Annotated in this window: 16 protein-coding genes; 10 read left to right on the top strand and 6 right to left on the bottom strand. The window is 71.6% G+C overall.

Features of this window, described 5'->3' with window-relative positions:
- Positions 1 to 80: 80 nt before the first annotated feature.
- The 3 genes from SM452_RS25115 to SM452_RS25105 form a co-directional block, all read right to left on the bottom strand.
- Complete coding sequence (locus SM452_RS25115) at positions 81 to 1637, bottom strand: glycosyltransferase family 87 protein (protein ID WP_463840819.1); 1557 nt, start codon at positions 1635 to 1637, stop codon at positions 81 to 83.
- A 120-nt stretch (positions 1638 to 1757) separates the two neighbouring features.
- The gene (locus SM452_RS25110) at positions 1758 to 4595 is read right to left on the bottom strand and encodes a transglycosylase domain-containing protein (RefSeq protein WP_463840818.1); all 2838 of its coding nucleotides are present in this window, start codon (positions 4593 to 4595) and stop codon (positions 1758 to 1760) included.
- Between the two features lie 194 nt (positions 4596 to 4789).
- Positions 4790 to 5236, bottom strand: coding sequence for a DUF5318 domain-containing protein (locus tag SM452_RS25105; RefSeq protein ID WP_013289362.1), 447 nt, complete (start codon positions 5234 to 5236; stop codon positions 4790 to 4792).
- Positions 5237 to 5411: 175 nt separating this feature from the next.
- On the opposite strand from SM452_RS25105, the gene SM452_RS25100 reads away from it, so the two are divergent.
- Together SM452_RS25100 and SM452_RS25095 are read left to right on the top strand one after the other, a co-directional pair.
- Positions 5412 to 6050: a PadR family transcriptional regulator gene (locus SM452_RS25100; RefSeq protein ID WP_120572535.1), complete on the top strand. Its 639-nt coding sequence runs from the start codon at positions 5412 to 5414 to the stop codon at positions 6048 to 6050.
- Between the two features lie 23 nt (positions 6051 to 6073).
- Complete coding sequence (locus tag SM452_RS25095) at positions 6074 to 7153, top strand: inositol-3-phosphate synthase (RefSeq protein WP_366625881.1); 1080 nt, start codon at positions 6074 to 6076, stop codon at positions 7151 to 7153.
- A gap of 65 nt (positions 7154 to 7218) precedes the next feature.
- On the opposite strand, the gene SM452_RS25090 is transcribed toward SM452_RS25095, so the two are convergent.
- Positions 7219 to 7698: a methylated-DNA--[protein]-cysteine S-methyltransferase gene (locus tag SM452_RS25090; protein ID WP_355509481.1), complete on the bottom strand. Its 480-nt coding sequence runs from the start codon at positions 7696 to 7698 to the stop codon at positions 7219 to 7221.
- A gap of 79 nt (positions 7699 to 7777) precedes the next feature.
- On the opposite strand from SM452_RS25090, the gene SM452_RS25085 reads away from it, so the two are divergent.
- A complete protein-coding gene (locus SM452_RS25085; protein WP_355509483.1) occupies positions 7778 to 8320 on the top strand; it encodes a hypothetical protein in 543 nt (180 codons plus the stop codon).
- A 25-nt stretch (positions 8321 to 8345) separates the two neighbouring features.
- Positions 8346 to 9854 (top strand): flotillin family protein, encoded by a 1509-nt coding sequence (locus tag SM452_RS25080; protein ID WP_262012921.1) that lies wholly within the window; start codon positions 8346 to 8348, stop codon positions 9852 to 9854.
- Positions 9855 to 9911: 57 nt separating this feature from the next.
- Here SM452_RS25080 and SM452_RS25075 read toward each other — a convergent pair whose 3' ends face one another.
- Complete coding sequence (locus tag SM452_RS25075) at positions 9912 to 11948, bottom strand: S8 family serine peptidase (RefSeq protein WP_355509485.1); 2037 nt, start codon at positions 11946 to 11948, stop codon at positions 9912 to 9914.
- Between the two features lie 176 nt (positions 11949 to 12124).
- A complete protein-coding gene (locus SM452_RS25070; RefSeq protein WP_262012919.1) occupies positions 12125 to 13585 on the bottom strand; it encodes a CCA tRNA nucleotidyltransferase in 1461 nt (486 codons plus the stop codon).
- Between the two features lie 132 nt (positions 13586 to 13717).
- Here SM452_RS25070 and murJ point away from each other — a divergent pair, with 132 nt between their 5' ends.
- From murJ to trxA, 6 genes are all read left to right on the top strand, one after another.
- Positions 13718 to 15466 (top strand): murein biosynthesis integral membrane protein MurJ, encoded by a 1749-nt coding sequence (gene murJ, locus SM452_RS25065; protein WP_355509488.1) that lies wholly within the window; start codon positions 13718 to 13720, stop codon positions 15464 to 15466.
- A gap of 409 nt (positions 15467 to 15875) precedes the next feature.
- Positions 15876 to 17483: a protein kinase family protein gene (locus tag SM452_RS25060; protein ID WP_463840817.1), complete on the top strand. Its 1608-nt coding sequence runs from the start codon at positions 15876 to 15878 to the stop codon at positions 17481 to 17483.
- A 43-nt stretch (positions 17484 to 17526) separates the two neighbouring features.
- The gene (gene sigM, locus SM452_RS25055) at positions 17527 to 18231 is read left to right on the top strand and encodes an RNA polymerase sigma factor SigM (RefSeq protein WP_357470680.1); all 705 of its coding nucleotides are present in this window, start codon (positions 17527 to 17529) and stop codon (positions 18229 to 18231) included.
- Positions 18228 to 19175: a hypothetical protein gene (locus SM452_RS25050; protein WP_355509494.1), complete on the top strand. Its 948-nt coding sequence runs from the start codon at positions 18228 to 18230 to the stop codon at positions 19173 to 19175. The genes sigM and SM452_RS25050 overlap by 4 nt, the downstream gene beginning before the upstream one ends.
- A gap of 177 nt (positions 19176 to 19352) precedes the next feature.
- A complete protein-coding gene (gene trxB, locus SM452_RS25045; protein WP_262012914.1) occupies positions 19353 to 20306 on the top strand; it encodes a thioredoxin-disulfide reductase in 954 nt (317 codons plus the stop codon).
- Between the two features lie 38 nt (positions 20307 to 20344).
- Positions 20345 to 20668 carry a thioredoxin gene (gene trxA / locus SM452_RS25040; RefSeq protein ID WP_013289375.1) on the top strand — a complete coding sequence of 108 codons (324 nt, stop codon included), beginning with the start codon at positions 20345 to 20347 and terminating at the stop codon, positions 20666 to 20668.
- Positions 20669 to 20786: the final 118 nt, after the last annotated feature.

Here is a 20786-nt window from a genome sequence, read left to right as displayed (position 1 = left end):
CCCGCGGCGGGGGCGCGCCGGGGGCGGGGGGGGCTGGGGGGCGCGCCCGGGGGCCCCCCCCCCCCCCCCCCCCGCCTCGGTCACACCGGAACGGGTTCGGCGGGCCGTTCGGCGGCGCGCGCCCGCCAGCGCTGATGCCAGGGCGCGTCGGGCGCGCCGTCGAGCACCCCGCCGTCCGGGTCGTCGGCGTAGGTGTGCCGGACCACGTCCAGTTCGGGCCGCATGATGTCCCGGATCACGAACCCGCAGAGCACCGCCACGGTGATCAGGCGCAGGCTCGACGCGAGCACGAAGACGCCTTCGGGGAAGACCGGCCGGGACATGGCAGTGCCGAGCAGTTCGCCGTAGAACGCGGCGAAGTAGCCGACCTCGGCGACCTGCCAGGCCAGGAACGCACCCCAGCGCGGCCGGGCGAGCACCGCGAGCGGCAGCAGCCAGAGCACGAACTGCTGGGACCAGACCTTGCTGAAGATGAGGAATGCGGCGACCACCAGGAAGGCGAGCTGGGCCAGCCGGGGGCGGCGCGGTGCGAGCAGCGCCAGCCCGGCCACGCCGAGGCAGGCGAGCCCGAACAGCAGGTACGACAGCCAGTTGAGGGTGGGGATGTTCGCGTTGAGCCACTCGAACGGCCCGAGCTGGCCGGGTGCGGACGGACTGATCCGGCCGTCCAGGTAGCGGCCGATGTACCAGAGCGTGCCCCAGTCGATGGGGCGCGTCGTGTTCAGGTCGAAGAAGCGTTCCCAGTTCTCCCGGTACGGGATCGCCACCGGCAGGTTCACCGCCACGAGCGTCACCAGCGCGGTCGCCGTGGCGACTAGCCCGGCCGGCATCTTGCCGGCGCGCAGCGCGAGGACCAGGATCGGCCCGAGCAGGAACAGCGGCCACATCTTGGCCGCACCGCCCAGGCCGATGAGGACGCCGGCCACTCCGGGCAGCAGCAGCGCGTACCGGTCGGGCCGGGCGCGAGCCCAGGCCAGCAGACCGAACGCGGCCAGGCCGATGGCGAGCAGGTCCCAGTTGACGGTGGCGGTGAGCACCAGCGCCGGGGAGAGCGCGAACAACGCGGCGTCCCAGGGTCGTCGTCGGCGCAGGCTGAGGATCACGGCGACGGTGGCGACCGCGAGCGCGCCGAGCACCAGCGCGTTCAGGTTGTAGAACCACTGGCCCTGGTTGATGGCGGGGTTGTCGGCGCCGAGGGCGTGCACCGGCAGGCCGAGCGCTCCCATGAAGTAGCCGGTCAGCACCGGGTACTCCACCGGGTGGTCCGCGTAGGGGACCTTGCCCTCGTTGAGCCCTTCGGCGTAGTAGAGCGCCAGCACGTCGGTGTAGCACATCCGGGTGTACTGGACGTTGTTCTGCCAGGCGCCGTCCTGGCAGGGCGACTTCTGCACCCAGTGCAGGGCCAGCGTGAGGCAGACAAGCGCCAGGACGATCCGGCCGGCGGTCCAGAAGCGGCTCTCCCGGTCGGCGGGCCGGTCCAGGGCGGCGGCGTGGTCGCCGAGCGGCCCGCCGATCAGACCGGAGGCGCCCCGGACGAACCAGTCCGAGCGGGACGGGTGGTCCACCGTCTCTGCGGATCGTGGCGCCGCCTCGGACGCGCCGGGCTCATCGATGCCTGCGGGCGACTGGGTGCTCATGGAGAGGCATCCTGCCGTACACCGGGGGTCGCCGTCCCGTCGCGCGCGGAGAAATTCCGGTACGCGAAACGCGGCGGCGGCCGGACCCAAGGTCCGGCCGCCGCCGTCAGGTGGTACGCGTCAGTTCTGTCGTGTCGGTGGTGTGCTCGGGAGTAACCCACCGCCGCCACCGCCGCCACCGGGCCGTCCACCGCCGCCGGGGAGCCCGCCCCCACCGGGGTTGGTGCCACCCTGGTCGCCGCCACCCGGGGTGCCGCCGCCGGGCGTGCCGCCGGGGCAGAACAGGCCGAGCGGGTCGCAGTTCTGGCCCGGCTGGCCGGGCTCGTTCGCCGGCGGTGGCACTTCGCCGTTGCCGGCGTCGTCCTTGCCGATGTTCGCCGCGGGCGGGAACTCTTCCTTGTCCTTGCCCTTGAGCGCGTCGTTCATGAAGCGCTGGAAGATGTCACCCGGCATCCGGGCGCCACTGATGTCCCGGCCGTCCTTGTACTTGATCGCCTTGCGGTCCTTGACGTTTCCGACCCAGACCGCGGTGGCGAGCTGCGGCGTGTAGCCGATCATCCAGGCGTCGCCGTTGCGGGTGGTCTTGTCGCCGAGTTCCCAGGTGCCGGTCTTCTCGGCGACCTGGCGGCCGTCCTCGAGCTTCTTGTTGATCTGGCCCGGGTACTGCTTCAGCACGGAGGTGACGTCGGCGACGATGTCCTTGTCGATCCGCTGGTCCCCCTTGAGCTTCTCCGCGCCGACCAGGTCCCACTTGCCGGTGTCCGGGTTCTGCTTCTCCACCTTCCGGACGAAGTGCGCCTTGTGGTACATGCCCTGGTTGGCGAAGGTGGCGACGCCGTTGGCGTGGTCGAGCACGGTGATCGGGTACTGGCCGTAGCCGAGGACGTGGAAGAACGGCGACGGAGCCAGATCCTTCGGGTCGGCCTTGGTCAGGTCGTGCGCCTTGGCCGGGTTGGTGTCGGTCTGCCACATGGTGGTGACGCCCGCCTGCTTGGCCATGTCGAGCACCTTGTCCGGGCCGATCTTCTCGGTGATGTAGTAGAACGGAACGTTCAGCGACTTCAGCGTCGACAGTTCGAGCGTGCAGGAGTCACCGCAGGAGACCTTGTCCGCGCCGGCGTTGCTGACCTTGAACTTGGTGCCCTTCGGCGTGAACGCCGATCCCTTCCACCGGGACTTGAGCGAGATGCCTTCCTTCAGGGCGGCGGCGAGCGTGTAGATCTTGAAGCTCGAGCCCGGCGAGTGCCCGCCGCTGACCACGCCGTTGTCGACGTTCTTCCCGGCGTAGTCGGTGCCGGTGCCGTTGTCGCCGCCGTAGTAGGCGAGCACCCGGCCGGTCTTCGGGTCGATGGCCACCACGGCGGCCATCAGGTTCGGCGGCTGGCCGGCGAGTTCGGAGCCCTTCTTGGCCCGCTGGGCCGCGGCGAGCGCCGCCTCCTGCATCTTCCGGTTGATCGTGGTGGTGATCTTGTAACCACCCCGGCTCAGCGCCTTGGCGCAGAGCGGCTTCTTCTCGGTCGCCTCGGCCTCGTTGTCGGTGCAGAGGTTCATCTCGCGGATCTCCTGCGAGACGTAGTTGACGATGTTGCCGTACGGGGTGTCGATGCCGAAGCCGCCGCCGCTGTTCTTCGACGGCTTCGCGATGTTCTTCGGGTACTCGGTGGGGTGCTGCGGCGTGTTCGGCGCGTCCAGCCACTTCTCCGTGATCATGCCGTTGATCACGTAGTTCCACCGGTCCAGTGCGGCGGTCGGGTTGATCGCCGGGTCGTAGCCCTGGTGGGTCGCGCTCGGCTCCGGCTGTTTGATCAGTGCGGCGAGCACCGCGGCCTCGGCCACGGTCAGGCTCTTGACGTCCTTGCCGAAGTAGGTCCGCGCCGCCGCCTGGATGCCGTACGCGCCCCGGCCGAAGTAGATGACGTTCAGGTAGTGCTGCATGATCGCGCGCTTGTCGTACTTGTCGTTCAGCTTGGAGGCGAGGATCGCCTCCTTCACCTTGCGGCCGTACGTGTCCTGGTTCAGGTTCTCGAACGCGTTGCGCGCGTACTGCTGGGTGATGGTCGAGGCGCCCTGCTTGTCGCCGCCGGTGAGGTTGTTCCACGCGGCCCGGGCGATGCCCTTGTAGTCCACACCGGAGTGCTTGTAGAAGTTCCGGTCCTCCGCCGCGGCGACCGCGTGCTGGACGTGCTCCGGGATCTGGTCGATGGTGACCAGCTGGCGGTTCTGGTCGCCGATCCGGGCGATGGCGGTCTTGCCGGTCGAGTCGTAGATGGTGGTGGACAGCGGCGGGATGGTGTCCTCCGGGAGCACCACCTTGGTGGAGTACCAGGTGAAGCTCACCACTCCGATGCCGGCGAGCATGATGAACACGGCGAAGCCGGCGATCAGGATGTTGATCCGGCGACGCTTCTTGGCGCGCGCCGGGTCCTCACCACGGCCGCGCCGGCCGGGACCGAGCGGACCGCCGGGGCCGCCGGGACCACCGCCGGCCGCACCTGGTACCCGGGCGCGGCCACCTACTGCTGCCGCGCCGACGCTCGCCCGGCCCCCGACGCTCGCTCGCCCGCCGACGCTCGCCGCGCCCACGCTCGCCGCGCCGACGCTCGCCGCGCCCACCGAGGCGCGTCCGGCCGGAGCGGCCGGGGAGACCGGCACCGACGCCCGCCCGGCGCCCGCGCGTCCGGAGACGCCGGGCGCCGGCGACACCGGCACCGAGGCGCGGCCCGCGCCGGCCCGGCCGACCGAGGCCGAGCCTGCCGCCCCGCGCGGCGCCGGAGCGGCGCCGCCGACCGAGGCCCGGCCGCCCGCGCCGTACGGTGTCGCGGAGGCGCGCGCCGAGGCGCCGCCGTCCGCCGCGCCGGACCAACCGTTCCCGCCCCGGCTCCCTTCGGAACCGGGGTCGCCGTTCGGGCCCGGGATCTGGGCCCGCCCACGCGAAGAACTGGGATCGCCGTAGTTCATTCCTCACACCCTGCCGGTCGCGGTGGGGCGCGGGGGCGCCGCCACCGGGTTGCCGTGAGCTGGAACACGGGACGTTACCCGCCGGCCGTGCCAGCGATCGCCCGTCAAATCCGATCTATTCGGACCAATTACGCGTAAGGGCTGTCGATCCTGCCGCCCGGGGAATGGGCCGGCAGCGATCGGGACAGCCGCGTTCACCGTTGCGCCTCTCGCCTTCGCCGAGGGGTGGAGCCGTTGGCCGCGACCGACTCGTCCGCGTCCTCCGCCTCGCCCGCGAGGCCGTCCCGGCCGAGCAGGAACTGCTCGACGAGATGGTTCCAGTCGCAGCCGGGGCAGACCTCCACCACGAACACCTGGAACTCACGCAGCGTCATGGCCAGGACGGGCAACTCGGCCCGGGTACGCGCCTGGCCGGCCGACTGCTTGAGTTCGTCACCGTAAATGTAGTGGACGTGGATCAGGTTCTCGCTGCGGCAGATCGGGCAGCGGTGGTCGGTCGGCTCGCCGTGGAAACGAGCAGCGTTCTTCAGGTACGGCGAGGCGTCGCAGACGTCGTACGTGCCGATCCGCCCGGCGAGCAGTTCACGCAGCACAGCCCGCTTCTGGAGCGAGTAGTCGACGACCTGGCGCTGCGTACGCATGCGGGAAAGGGTACGCGCTCCGGCGAACCCAGGCGACCACGGTCACGATCCGTGATGATCGCGTCGCGTAAGCAGGGGTTTGCCCCACCCTCGCCTCTCCGCTAACGTGCGATGTATCGGTCCGATACATCGCGGCGGTTAGCACTCCGCGCAGGGGGAAAAGAAGGGATGGCCCGTGCTCGAGCTCGCCATCCTCGGCCTCCTGCAGGAGGCGCCCATGCACGGCTACGAGCTGCGCAAGGAGCTGACCGCCAAGCTCGGCGCTATCCGGGCGGCGATCAGCTACGGCTCTCTCTACCCGACCCTGCGCCGGCTGCAGGCGGCGGGATGGATCGCCGAAGCCGCCGAGACACCCGCGACCGCCGAGGAGGTTCCCGCGCTGACCAGCCGACGCGGTCGGGTGGTCTACACCATTACCGCGGAGGGCAAGGAACGCTTCGCCCAGCTCATAGCGCAGGCTGGACCCGAGACGTACGACGACACGGGCTTCGGCGTGCACTTCGCGTTCTTCGCCCGGACCGACCAGGCCACCCGGCTCCGGATCCTGGAAGGTCGTCGCCGCAAGATCGAGGAACGTCGCGAAGGTCTTCGTGACGTGCTCGGCCGGGCAGCCGAGCGGCTCGACGCGTACACCCTGGAACTGCAACGCCACGGGCTCGACGCCTGTGAGCGCGAGGTCCGCTGGCTGGAGGAGCTCATCGCCAACGAGCGCTCCGGCCGGGCCCCGGCCGACCCGCGACCCGGGACGGCCGGTGGCCGAGGAGACAACGACAGCCCGCCCACGCCTGGAACGTCCAGGACAGAGCGGCCGTGATGAAGAAGAAGGAGGCAGACGCTATGGGCTCCGTCCGCGTCGCCATCGTCGGTGTGGGTAACTGCGCCTCGTCCCTCGTACAGGGCGTGGAGTACTACCGGAACGCCGACCCGAACGACCGCGTCCCGGGTCTCATGCACGTCACCTTCGGCGACTACCACGTCTCGGACGTGAAGTTCGTCGCGGCGTTCGACGTGGACGCCAAGAAGGTGGGCATGGACCTCGCGGAGGCGATCGTCGCCAGCGAGAACAACACGATCAAGCTCTGCGACGTGCCGCCGACCGGCGTCACCGTGCAGCGCGGCCCGACCTTCGACGGTCTCGGCCAGTACTACCGCGAGATCGTCGAGGAGTCGGACGCCGCGCCGGTCGACGTGGCGCAGGCGCTGCGCGACGCGCAGGTCGACGTGGTCGTCTCCTACCTCCCGGTGGGCTCCGAGGCGGCCGACAAGTTCTACGCCCAGGCCGCGATCGACGCCGGCTGCGCGTTCGTGAACGCCCTGCCGGTGTTCATCGCCTCGGACCCGGAGTGGGCGAAGAAGTTCACCGACGCCGGTCTGCCGATCGTCGGCGACGACATCAAGAGCCAGGTCGGCGCCACCATCGTGCACCGCGCCCTGGCGAAGCTCTTCGAGGACCGCGGTGTCGAGCTGCTGCGCACGTACCAGCTCAACTTCGGCGGCAACATGGACTTCATGAACATGCTGGAGCGCAACCGCCTGGTCTCGAAGAAGATCTCGAAGACCCAGTCGGTGACCTCCCAGATCCCGCACGAGATGAGCAAGAGCGACGTGCACATCGGCCCGTCCGACCACGTGCCGTGGCTGGACGACCGCAAGTGGGCGTACATCCGCCTGGAGGGCCGTTCCTTCGGTGACACCCCGCTCAACGCGGAGCTGAAGCTCGAGGTGTGGGACTCGCCGAACTCGGCCGGTGTCATCATCGACGCCGTCCGCGCCGCGAAGATCGCGCTGGACCGGAAGATCGGTGGCCCGATCCTCTCCGCCTCCTCGTACTTCATGAAGTCCCCGCCGGAGCAGTACGCCGACCACGACGCGCACGCCGCCGTCGAGGCGTTCATCGCCGGCGAGATCGAGCGCTGACACGCTGACACGCACAAGAAGGAAGGCCGGGTCCGCGCGGACCCGGCCTTCCTTCTTCGCGTACGTCAGGACCAGGCGCGCCGCAGCGCCACCGACGCCTCCAGCTCCAGCAGCGTCACCTTGCGCGGCAGCCCGCCGCCGAAGCCGACCAGCTTGCCGCCCGCGCCGACGATCCGGTGACAGGGCACGATCACCGGCACCGGATTGCGGTTGCAGGCCACCCCGACCGCCCGGGCGCCACCCGGATCACCGACCGCCTTCGCCACCTCGCCGTAGGTAGCCGTCTCCCCGTACGGGATGCGGGTCATCTCCCGCCACACGGCGCGCTCGAACTCCGAGCCCCGGGGCGCCGACACCGGCACGGTGAACTCGGTCAGCTCACCGGCGAAGTACGCCCGCAGCTCCGCCACCGCCAGCCGGGCCACCGCGTCGCCGGGTTCGTCCGACGCCCCGTCCACCCGGCCGAAGTGCGCGCCGCGCACCGCGTCGTCGTCGGTGCCGACGGAGAACTCCCCGATCGGGGAGTCGAGCACGGTCCAGCGCATGTCACCCATTGTCGCGCGACCGCCGACATTCTCCCCGACCGGCCCTGACCCGCCGCTGGACGTCCGCTGAACGAAGTCGATGTTGCACGGCGTCGATACCGTGCAGGTCATGGCCACCGGGACGCTCATTTTCCTGATCATCGGCGGGGTCGGTGTGGGCGTGCTGACACTCGCCCTGCTCGGCTCGGGAGTGCTCCACCTCGGCCAGCCGGACGTCGACGGGCCGGTGTCGCTGGAGGCGGCCGCCGGGTTCACCGGGGCGTTCGGGTTCGGCGGCGCGATCGTCAACGAGCTGCTCGGGGGTCGTACCCCCGGAATGATCGCGGCGGCGGTGGCCGGCGGCGCGCTCGCCGCCGTGCCCACCGGCTGGCTGGCGGCCCGGCTGAGCCGCGCGGCCCGCAACATGCGCACCGACGCCACACCCACCCGCGACCACCTGGCCGGCGCGATCGGGCTGGTGGTGACGCCGATCCCCAACGGCGGCTACGGCGAGGTGCGGGTACGCCTCGCCGGCCAGCCGGTGAAGCTCAACGCCCGCGCCGACGGGCCGATCCCGGTCGGCACCCGGATCTTCGTGGTCGAAGCCCTGAGCGAGACCAGCGTGCACGTCGAGACCTACTGACACCACCACACAGACGGGAACCCCCATGCCCCTACTCGTCGCCATCGGCGGCGCGGTCCTCCTCGCCGTCGTCCTCGTCCTCTTCGTGTTGTCCCGGATCAAGGTGGCCGGGCCGAACCAGGCGTTCATCGTCACCGGCCGCAAGGGCCGCACCACCCAGACCGCCGACGGCGGCCGGGCCACCGACATGTCCGGGCAGAAGGTCGTGCTCGGCGCCTCGGTGTTCGTGCTGCCGGTGGTGCAGAAGCTCCAGTCGCTCGACCTGTCCAGCCGCCGGATCGACGTCAGCATCCGCGGCGCGGTGAGCAAGCAGGGCATCCGCACCGAGCTGCACGGCGTCGCGATCGTCAAGGTCGGCGGCACCGAGGACGCGATCCGCGCCGCCGCCCAGCGCTTCCTGAACCAGCAGGAGGAGATCGACAACTTCACCCGCGAGGTGCTGGCCGGCGCGCTCCGCTCGATCGTCGGGCGGCTCACCGTCGAGGAGATCATCCGGGACCGGGCGGCGTTCGCCAGCGCGGTCGCCGAGGAGGCCGAGCACTCGATGACCAACCAGGGCCTGGTGCTGGACACCTTCCAGCTCCAGGACATCCTGGCCGAGGGCTCCTACCTCCAGGACCTGGGACGGCCGGAGGCGGCCCGCGTGCTCAAGGACGCGGCCATCGCCGAGGCGCGGGCCCGCCAGCAGGCCGAGCAGGAGCGGCTGCTCGCCGAGGAGGCGATCGCCGAGGCGAACCGGAACCTGGCGCTCAAGCAGGCCGGCATCCAGGCCGAGATCGACGCGGCCAAGGCGAGGTCGGCAGCGGCCGGTCCGCTCGCGCAGGCCGAGCGGGACCAGGCGATCCTCTCCGAGCAGCAGAAGGTGGCCGAGCGCAACGCCGAGCTGAAGCAGCGCCAGCTCGACACCGAGGTGCGCAAGCCGGCCGACGCCGCACGGTACAAGGTGGAGCAGGAGGCCGAGGCGAACCGCAACGCGGCGGTGCTCAACGCCGACGCGCAGCGGCAGGCCACGATCGCTGCCGCGCAGGCCTCCGCCGAGCAGGCCCGCCTCACCGGTGAGGGCGAGCGGGCCCGCCGGGCCGCACTGGCCGAGGCGAACGCGATCGAGGGCGCCAAGGAGGGTGAGGCCGAGCAGCGCCGTCGTTCCGCGATCGCCGAGGCGGTCGAGCGGGAGGGCCAGGCCGAGGCCGCGGCCATCCTCGCAAAGGGTCAGGCCGAGGCCGACGCGATGGCCCGCAAGGCCGAGGCGTTCGCCGCGTACGGCGAGGCGGCCGTCCTGGACCTGCTGGTCAAGGTGCTGCCCGAGGTGGTCGGCGCGGCCAGCGCCCCGATCGGCGCGATCGACAAGATGACGGTGATCTCCACCGACGGCGCGTCCTCGCTGACCAAGTCGGTGGCCGGCAACGTCGCCCAGGGCCTCCAGCTCGGCAGCGACCTGACCGGCATCGACCTGGCCGGGCTGCTGGCGCGGCTGGGCAGCAGCGCCCAGCACAACGGCAAGACCACAGTGGACGGCAGCACCGTCACCCAGTGACGACGACGCCCGCCGGTTCCCCTCGGGGAGCCGGCGGGCGTCGTGCGGTGGTACGGGTCAGAGCACGGCGACGACGAACTTCTCGCCGGCACCCAGGCCGAGGGTCGGGCTGTTCCAGTCGATGGTCCGGCTGGCGATGAGCTGGCTCGTGCCGGCGCTGCCGGCGGTGACCGCCTTCTCGTTGATGTTCGCGTACAGGTAGACCGAGCCGTCGGCGTTGTAGTCGAGGAACGACATCCCCTCCCACGCGCCGATCGAGGCGCCCCGGGCGATCAGCGGCTTCGCCCCGGCGCTCTCCGCCGTGACGAACTTGCCGTTGATCTGGGCCTTCAGGCCGAAGGTGCCGTAGCCGTCACCGACGTTCACCAGCTCGTACTTCTCCCAGGCGCCGACGGTCGCCGAGCGCGCGATCAGCGGCTTCGCCCCGGCGCTCTCCGCCGTCACGAACTTGCCACTGGCCACCGACTTGATGCTCACGAGGGGCGCCGGGGCGTCGAAGTCGAACTTCTCGGCGGTGCCGATCGCGGTCTTGCTGGCGATCAGCGGGGAGGTGGCGCTCGGCGCGGTGACGTACTTGCCGTTGATCGCCGCCTTCAGGCTGATCGTGCCGTCGGTGTTGTCGACGATCTGGAACTTCTCCCACGCGCCGATGGTGGCCGAGCGGGCGATCAGCGGCTTCGCCCCGGCGCTCTCCGCCGTGACGAACTTGTTCGTGACCCGCGCCCGCAGGCCGAACAGGCCTCCGCCGGCGTCGACCACGTCGTACTTCTCCCAGGCGCCGATGGAGGTGCCCCGGGCGATCAGCGGCTTCGCCCCGGCGCTCTCCGCCGTGACGTAACGGCCGTTGACGCGGGCCTTGAGCCCGTACGAGCCGCGGGCCGTCACGGCCGAGCCGATGTGCAGCAGCCGGTCGGTGGAGCCCATGATGTCGTGCACCGCGCCGCCGATGCCGGTGGTCACGACCGAGTCGCGTACCTGCTGCGGCGACCAGGCCGGGTGCTCCTCCAGCAGCAGCGCGGCGGCGCCCGCCACGTGCGGGGACGCCATCGAGGTGCCGCTCATCGACTCCGTGCCGGCGCTGCTGCCGGCCTTGGCCGAGACGATGCCGGTGCCGGGCGCGAACAGGTCCAGGCAGCGGCCGTAGTTGGAGAACCAGGCACGCATGTCGACCCGGTCGGTGGCGCCGACGGTGATCGCGGCGGGCACGCTCGCCGGCGAGGAGCCGCAGGCGTCCTGCATGCTGTTGCCGGCCGCGACGGCGTAGGTGATGCCGGAGGCGATCGAGCGGGTGACCGCGTCGTTCACGGCCTGGTCGACGCGATCGACGCCGAGGCTCATGTTGGCGACGGACGGCCCGGTGGCGTTGGCGGTGACCCACTCGATGCCGGCGATCACCTGCTCGGTGTCGCCGCTGCCGGAGCAGTCGAGGACCCGGACGGCGACCAGGTCGACTCCCTTGGCGACGCCGTACGTCGTACCGCCGATCGTGCCCGCCACGTGCGTGCCGTGCCCGTCGCAGTCCTGCGCGACGTCGTCCTGCTCGACCGCGTCGTAGCCGTTGCGGGCGCGCCCGCCGAAGTCCTGGTGGTCGATGTCGATGCCGGTGTCGATCACGTACGCGGTCACCCCGGCGCCGGTCGACGGGTAGGTGTACTTGCCGTCGGTGCGGGTCTTGAGCTGGTCGATGCGGTCCAGGCCCCACGGCGGGGTGGTCTGGGTGCCGGCGGTGCTCCAGCGCTGGACCTGCTGGACGTACTCGACGTCCGGGTCGGCGGCGAGCCGCGCGGCCTGCCGGGCGTCCATGGTGGCCGAGTAGCCGTTCAGCGCCTTGCCGAAGACCCGGCGGACGGTGCCGCCGTGCTCGCCGGCCAGCGCGGACGCGGCGGACTTCACCTTGGCCGGGGTGGTCTTGCCCTTCTTGAGGACCACGATGTAGCGGCCGGGGACCGCCTCGGCCGTGCCGGCGCCACTGATCGACGGTCGCTTCGGGTCGGCGAGGGCCGGCCCGGCGACTGTGGCGCAGAGGATGGAGGTGGCGCTGGTGAGGGCGAGCCCCACGAGCGCGGAGCGGCGCAAGCCGCCACGACGTGTCACGAATTGTCTCCCCGTGTCCAGCGACCGTCCGGATCGGACGGGCGGATGAATCAGAACAGCCGCATCTGTCGATTCGGCGGCTGCCGATGACTCATCATGCGGGAGACATCGACCGGAGCGGGTCAACCGTTCGGTCGACACGCCGGCGTATCGTCGTCCGATTCGCGACGCCGGCCTCAGCCGGTGACGCCCTCCTCGCGCGCCCAGCGCAGCAGCTCCGCCTCGGCCTCGTCGCGGTCCAGCGGCCCGCGCTCCAGGCGCAGCTCCTTGAGGTGCTGCCAGGCGCGGCCGACCACCGGTCCCGGCGGTACGCCGAGCAGCTCCATGATCGCGTTGCCGTCCAGGTCGGGGCGGACCCGGGCCAGGTCCTCCTCGGCGGCGATCCGGGCGATCCGCTCCTCCAGCGCGTCGTAGTCGGCCGCGAGCTGGGCCGCCTTGCGCCGGTTGCGGGTGGTGCAGTCGGAGCGGGTCAGCTTGTGCAGCCGGGACAGCAGGTCACCGGCGTCGGTGACGTACCGGCGGACCGCCGAGTCGGTCCACTCGCCCCGGCCGTACCCGTAGAAGCGCAGGTGCAGCCCGACCAGCTTGACCACCTGGGAGGTGATCTCCTTGGAGTAGCGCATCGCCTTCATCCGGTTCTTGGTCAGACGGGCGCCGACCACCTCGTGGTGGTGGAAGCTGACCCGGCCGTCCGCGCCGACCGCCTTGGTGGCCGGCTTGCCGACGTCGTGCATGAGCGCGGCCATCCGCAGCACGAAGTCGCAGCCGTCGGACTCCAGCGACATGGCGTTGCTGACCACTGTGAGCGTGTGCTCGTAGACGTCCTTGTGCTGGGCGTGCTCGTCGATGGTGAGCTTCAGGCCGGTCAGCTCGGGCAGGAAGCGCTCGGCCAGGCCGGTGTCGACGAGCAGGCGCAGCCCGGTGATCGGGTCGGCGCCGCAGAGCAGCTTGGTGAACTCGTCCCGGATCCGCTCGGCGGTGATCCGGTCCAGGTCGCCGGCCATCTCGGTCATCGCCGCGCGGACGTCCGGGTGGACGGCGAAGCGGAGCTGGGCGGCGAACCGGGCCGCGCGCAGCATCCGCAGCGGGTCGTCGCGGAACGACTCCTGCGGCGTCCCGGGGGTACGGATGATCTTGGCGGCCAGGTCGGCCAGCCCGCCGTACGGGTCGGTGAACCGGTGGTCGGGCAGGCTGACCGCCATCGCGTTGACGGTGAAGTCGCGGCGCTTGAGGTCCTCGGTCAGGCTCGTGCCGTACTGCACCACCGGGTTGCGGCTGACCTGGTCGTAGACCTCCGCGCGGAACGTGGTGATCTCCAGGTTGAGGCCGTCTCGCTGGCAGGCGATGGTGCCGAACTCGCGCCCGGTCTCCCAGATCGACTCCGCCCAGCCGCGAATGACCTTGATGGTTTCGTCCGGGTGGGCGTCGGTGCAGAAGTCGAGGTCGTTGCCGAGCCGGCCGAGCAGCGCGTCGCGGACGGATCCGCCCACCAGGTGCAGTTCGTGACCGGCCCGGGCGAAGCGCCGGCCCAGCTCGTCGGCGACCGGCGAGACTCGGAGCAGTTCGGCGACGGCGTTGCGCTGCGCGGCGGTCAGTTCGCGGCGGTCGGCGGCGTGGGAGGCGGAGGCTTCGGACATGGGATCGCCAGCCTATCGGGCCGGAGGTGGATCGACCGCGCCGGGCGCGGGTAACGGGTCCGGGTTGACTAAGGTTCCGGTTGGGCGGGGCCGGCCGGGCCCGGTCGCCACGTACCCCCTGGAGGCTGGCAGATGAGCGGCGGGCTCTACCGCAGCGCGAACGCGCACGGCGACGGCCTGCCGCCGGACGACGGCGCCACCTTCATCTCGGCCGAGCCGCTGAACCAGCCCGGCGTCGAGGCCGTCGCGCCGCCGCAGGAGGTGGTCGCCGAGACCAGCGCCGCGGCGAACAGCGCGGTGATGGCGATCGGCAGCCTGGTGAGCCGGGGTACGGGGTTCATCCGCAACCTGATGATCGGTGCCGCGCTCGGCACGATGGTCGGCGACGCGTTCACCACCGCCCAGTTCCTGCCCAACCAGGTGTACGAGTTCCTGCTCGGCGGCGTGCTGACGAGCGTCCTGGTGCCGGTGCTGGTGCGCCGCCGCAAGATCGACGCGGACCGGGGCGAGGCGTACGCGCAGCGCCTGCTGACGCTCGCGGTGCTGGCGCTCGCCGCGACCGCGCTGATCGCGGTGCTGCTGGCCCCGGTGCTGACCGCCGTGTACGCGGCCGGCGGCGACGATCCGGCGTACACCACGCTCGTCACCCGGCTGTCGTACCTGATGCTGCCGATGCTGTTCTTCACCGGCATCAGCGCGCTGATCGCCGCGGTGCTCAACACCAGGGGGCACTTCGCCGCCCCGATGTGGGCGCCGATCCTCAACAATCTCGTCTCGATCGGCACGTTCGGCCTGTACATCGTCGTCTTCGGCGCGACCGGTCTCCGGCCCGAGGAGGTGGGCTGGGACCGGATCCTGCTGGTCGGCGGCGGCACGCTGCTGGGCGTGGCGGTGCAGGCGGTCGGCCTGCTGCCCGCGCTGCGCAAGGTCGGCTTCCGGTGGAAGGCGCGGTTCGACTTCCGCGAGCTGGGGCTGCGCGAGCTGGCCCGGCTCGGCGCCTGGATGTTCTGCTACGTCGCGGTCAACCAGCTCGGCCTCTTCGTGGTGGTCAACCTGCTCAACCGGGCCGCCGGCGGGGACGGCGAGAACGCCGGCCTGCTGATCTACAACAACGTCTTCCTGCTGCTGATGATGGCGCACGGCATCATCGCGGTCTCGATCATCACCGCGCTGATGCCCCGGATGAGCGCCGCCGCCGCCGAGAACCGGTTCGGCGACGTCACCGCCGACCTGTCCCGCGGCACCCGGATGGTCAGCGCGGTGCTCGCACCCATCGCGGTCTGCTACGCGGTGCTGGCCGCCCCGATCTCGGTGGTGGTCTTCCGGTACGGCGCGTTCACCGGCGACAACGCGGTGGCCACCTCGACTGTGCTGCTGGTGGCGGCGCTCGGCCTGGTGCCGTTCGCGGTCAGTCAGCTCTTCACCTTCGCGTTCTACGCGCTGCCGGACACCCGCACCCCGGCTCTGGTCAACATCCCGGTGGTGATCCTGCGCGTTCTGCTCCAGGTGGGCCTGTTCCTGCTCTTCTCGAACACGTTCGCGGCGGCCGGGATGATGCTCGGCAACGCCGTGTCGTACCTGGCGGCGGCGATCATCTCGGCGATGCTGCTGCGGCCCCGGGTCGGCCGGATCGGGCTGGGCGGGATCATGCGGACGCTCGGCCGGGTGGTCGTGGCTGCCCTCGGCGCGGCGGTCGTCGGCCTGCTCGTGGTCGCGGTGCTCCCCGGCGACCCGGCGAACCTGAGCTGGCTCGCCGCCGCGGTGCAGTTGGTGATCGGCGGCGCGGCGATCGGCGCGACCTATCTCGGACTCGCCATGGTGCTGCGGATCGGCGAGATCACCGAGGTGGTCGGGATGGTCCGGCGCCGCCTCGGTCGTTGACGTCTCCGGTGACCGACGGTGAACGAGGATCACCAGCCTGGGGATACGGCTGTGGATAACTCGGAATTCCCCCGTCCACTGGGCCTCTCGGCCTGTGGACAACCAACCGTACGGACGAGGGAGCGCAGGCCGGGGCGGGGAAAACCAGTCCGCCGCCGCACCGGTACGCCCCTGTGCCGCCTCGTTGCCGTCAACCTCTAGATTGGCGGTGCGTGTCCGGCTCGCCCGCCGGGTGGGCGGGTGACCCGGCCGGGGCCCGTGGCGACTGGCCTTCCGGCCGGTCACAGCGGGAAGATGACATGTCGGAGAACCGGGCATCCCGGGTAAGGTCGCTCTCGACGGGTACGACCGGGATCGACGCGGCGTCGAGACCGCCGGCCGTTCCACCAAAGGCAGAGCGGGAAGCCACATGCCCAGCAGCACGGGTCCATCGATCGACGCGATCACCGAGGGAGGACGGGTGACCCAGGTCGGCGAGGGTCAGGAAGCGGAGGAGACCACTCCTGCGGACGTGACCTTCGGTGCTCCCACGGTCGGTGAGCTGCTCGCCGAGCGGTACGAGCTGGTCGAGCACATCAACAACGACAGCGCGGGCCGACTGGTCTGGCGCGGTGTCGACGTGGTGTTGCGCCGTCCCGTCGCCGTGGTTCTCCGCTACCCGGGTGGCGACTCCGCCACCGAGATGCTCCAGGCCGCCGTCGCCGCGAGCCGCGTCATCCACCCCAACCTGGTCGGCGTCTACGACGCGATCGACGAGGACGACCGGGCCTACGTGGTCCGCGAGTGGGTCGACGGGCAGTCGCTGCGCGAGCTGGTCGCCGCCGACGGGCCGCTCGATCCGGCGCGGGCCACCGCGATCGGCAACGCCGTCGCCAGCGCCCTCGCCGCCGTGCACGCCACCGGGATGGTGCACGGCAACCTGCACCCCGGCACCGTGATGATCAGCGACGACGGCCGGGTGGTGCTCGCCGACGCGCGTACCGACGGGGCGGACAGCCAGGAGAACGACCTGCGCGCGGTCGGCGGGGTGCTCTACTTCGCCCTGACCGGGCACTGGCCGCACGGCGAGGCCCCGCTGCACGGCGCCACCGCCGGGCACGGCCGCGCCGCCCTGCCGGACGCCGTCCGGGACGCCGGCGGCTCCATCGCCGCGCCCCGGCAGATGCGCGCCGGGGTGCCGGCCTACCTCGACGACCTCACCATGGACCTGCTCGACCCGGAGATCCCCCCGCCGTCGTCGGACGTGCTGGCCGCCGAGCTGAGCCGGCTCGACATCCCTGCCGACGAGCAGTTCCTGGAGCAGGCCGGCCCGCTGCGCTTCACCGCCGAACCCGGCGAGGAGCCCTCCCCGCTGGCCGCCGCCGGCGGGCGCAAGGTCGCCATCGGCATCGCCGGTCTGCTGGCGGTGGCCCTGGTCGGGCTGCTCATCGGCATCAACGCGCTCGGTGGCGACGACGGCGACAAGGAGCCGGTCGCCCAGCCGTCGAACAGCGCGCCCGCCACCGGCGGCGGGGCCGAACCCGCCGCGCAGGTCCGCAAGCTCACCATCCAGGACGTACGGATCATCGACCCGGACGGCGACCGCGCCGAGGTGCGCAACGCCGAAAAGGTCATCGACGGGGACGACGACGAGGGCTGGGAGACCAACAGCTACCGCGACAGCGGCAAGTTCAGCGGGGTCAAGAAGGGCATGGGTGTCTGGATCGACCTGGGCGCCCCGCACTCGGTCAAGCAGCTGGAGGCCACGCTCTCGGCCACCGGAGCCACGGTCGAGCTGCGCACCGGCGCCCGCGGCGACTTCCCGTCCAGCTCCGCCGGCGACAAGCAGCTCATCAACGCCTACTCGACGCTGATCGGGCCGCCGAACGAGGACGGCGGCACGAAAATGATCTTCAACGCCTTCGAGCCGGACCAGAAGTACCAGTACCTGCTGTTCTGGATCACCAAGCTGCCGAAGAAGGAAGACGGCAACGGCTGGAAGCTCGGCGTCCAGGAGATCGTGGTCCAGGGCTCGTGACCCGGCCGCCGTCCCCGCCGCGCCACCACCGCCGGACGTGGTGATGGCGGAACGCGACGGCGCGCAGCCCGGCCGCTCCGACCTGGAGCTGCTGCGGGCGCACGCGGCCGGGGACCGGACCGCCTTCACCGAGCTGTTCCAGCGGCACCGGGACCGGCTCTGGGCGGTCGCGCTGCGGACCATCGGCGACCGCGAGGAGGCCGCCGACGCCCTCCAGGACGCCATGCTGTCGGCGCACCGCGCGGCGGCCCGGTTCCGGGGCGACTCGGCGGTCACCACCTGGCTGCACCGCATCGTGGTGAACGCCTGCCTGGACCGGATCCGGCGGCGTCAGACCCACGCCACCGTCCCGCTGCCCGACGGTGTGCACACCGACGGCGAGCCGGGCCGGCACACCGGCGGTCCGGAACCGGCCGCGCCGGCCCGCGACCACGACACCGCGCTCGTGGTCCGGCAGGCGCTCGCCGCACTGCCCGCGGAACAGCGGGCCGCGTTGGTCCTGGTCGACGTGCAGGGCTACCCGGTCGCCGAGGCCGCCGCCGTGCTCGGGGTCGCGGAGGGCACCGTCAAGAGCCGGTGCGCCAGGGGCCGGGCACGTCTCGCCGTGCTGCTCGGGCACCTGCGGACCGGCACCGACGCTCCGGCCGGTGACGTGCCGCGGCTCACTCCCGGGAACCGCCGGCGTCCCGAGGGCGTCGGATCCTCGTCGGGAGCTTCCCGTCAGGCCGTCAGCCAGGAGGAGCCGTGACTTCCCGGGAGTTCAGCGAGGTCGATCACGACCTGCTCGCCGACTACCTCGGCGGGGCGCTGGACGGCACCCCCGAGCAGGCCACCGTGGCGCGGCTGGTCGAGCAGGACCCGGCCTGGCGGGCCGCGTACGAGAATCTCGCCGACGCGGTCGACCTGGTCCGCGCCGACCTGGCCGGCTGGGCCGCGGCCCCCGCGCCGGAGATGCCACAGGCCGTGACCGACCGGATCACGGCGGCGCTCTCCGGGGCCGGACCGGCGCTGCGTGAGGGTACGCCGGTCGTGCCGGCGCAGCCCGGCGGCGCGAGCCGGCCACCCGGCTCGGCCCCCCGTCCCGACCGGCACAGCGGCCCCGGTCGTCGCCCCCGGCGCTGGGCCCGGATCGCCGGGCCGGTGGCGCTGGCCGCGGCCTCGGTCGCCGCGGTGGGGCTCGGTGTGGGCCGGATGGCCGACTCCGGCGACGGCGGCGTCAGCACCGCCGACCGGGCGGGCGGGGAGGCGGCACCGATGGCCGCCGCGCCGTACCGGACCACCGGACCGGCAGTGCGCAGCGGCACCGACTGGACACCGGAACGCCTCGCCGCCGACCGGACGCCCACCGGAGCGAAGTCGATCCCGGGAGACATGGCCGGGCCGTCCGGCGCGGCAAAGGACGGCGCGGAGACGCCCCTGTACAGCGAGGGCCAACGCCTCAGCGCCCTCGGCGGGCTGGACCGGCTGACCCGGCCGGAGACGCTCGCCGCGTGCCTCACCGCGATCGGGGCCGAGCACGGCGGCGGGCCGCTCACCGTGAACATGGTCGACTACGCCCGCTTCCAGGGCGTACCGGCGCTCGTGGTGACGTTCGCGGACGCCGGCGGCGCCCGCTGGGGCTGGGTGAGCGGGCCGGAGTGCGGGGTACCCGGGTCCGGCGCGGACACGCGGTTCCGGACGCGGGTAGGGTGAAAACGCGGTCACGACGCTTGTCCCGCCACGTGACCTGACCCACCGGATGACCGGCTCGGGAATCCCCGCTTCGTACGATGGCGTTCTGCAAGTCAGGCGCCGGCGTCCCTAGAGCCGTCGGCACTCGGGATCGACATCGGTGCGGCCGGTGACGAACACACACATCGGGAGACGGCAGTGGACGAGGTCCGCAACCTGATCATCATCGGCTCCGGTCCGGCCGGCTACACGGCGGCGGTCTACGCCGCCCGCGCCAACCTGAAGCCCCTGGTGATCGAGGGCGTGCAGTCGGGTGGCGCGCTGATGACCACCACCGAGGTGGAGAACTTCCCCGGCTTCGCGGACGGCATCCTCGGCCCCGAGCTGATGGACAACATGCGCAAGCAGGCCGAGCGCTTCGGCGCCGAGTTCCTCACCGACGACGTGACGCGGGTCGAGCTGAAGGACACCGGCGAGATCGGCTCCGACGCGGTGAGCACCGTGTGGGTGGGCGAGACCGCCTACCGCGCCCGCGCCGTCATCCTCTCCACCGGCTCGGCCTGGCGTCCGCTGGGTGTGCCGGGCGAGCAGGAATACCTGGGCCACGGCGTGTCGTCCTGTGCCACCTGTGACGGCTTCTTCTTCCGCAACCAGCACATCGTGGTGGTCGGCGGCGGCGACTCGGCGATGGAGGAGGCGAGCTTCCTCACCCGTTTCGCCGAGTCGGTGACGATCCTCCACCGCCGCGACTCGTTCCGCGCCAGCAAGATCATGGCGGACCGGGCGCTGAGCAACGAGAAGATCAAGGTCGAGTGGAACACCGTGGTCGAGGAGATCCTCGGCGACGACGGCAAGGTAAGCGGCGTACGGGTGCGCAACGTGCACACCGGCGAGAGCAAGGTGCTCGACGTCACGGGCGTGTTCGTGGCGATCGGGCACGACCCGCGCAGCGAGCTGTTCCGCGGTCAGGTGGAGCTGGACGACGAGGGGTATGTGAAGGTGCAGGCCCCCAGCACCCGTACCAGCGTGCCCGGCGTGTTCGCGGCGGGTGACCTCGTCGACCACACCTACCGGCAGGCCATCACGGCGGCCGGCACCGGCTGCGCCGCCGCGCTGGACGCCGAGCGGTTCATCGCCACCATCCAGGGCTGAGAGTTCCACGAGCAAGGTTCGGAGGAGGAGAGTTCATAGTGGGTGCAACAAAGGCGGTCACGGACGCCAGCTTCGTCAGCGACGTGCTGCAGTCCGACAAGCCGGTTCTGGTCGACTTCTGGGCGGAGTGGTGCGGCCCCTGCCGCAAGGTCTCGCCGCTGCTGGAGGAGATCGCGGGCGAGATGAAGGACCAGGTCACCATCGTCAAGCTCAACATCGACGAGAACCCGGAGACGGCGCGCGCCTACCGGGTGATGTCGGTGCCGACGCTGACCATCTTCAAGAACGGCCAGCCGGTGCAGTCGATCGCCGGCGCCAAGCCGAAGGGTGAGCTGGTCAAGCTCATCGAGTCGGCGCTCTGAGCCGTACCGACACCTCCGGAACCCCCGTCACCACGCCCGGTGGCGGGGGTTCCGGCTTCCCTGACCTGCATGAACGCGAACCCGCCGGGTATCGGCCACGGTACGCTCCGTAAGCATC

Source organism: Micromonospora sp. SYSU B005 (assembly GCF_055362685.1).
Note: the sequence above shows the minus strand (reverse complement) of the source record. Positions and strands in the feature narration are given on the sequence as shown.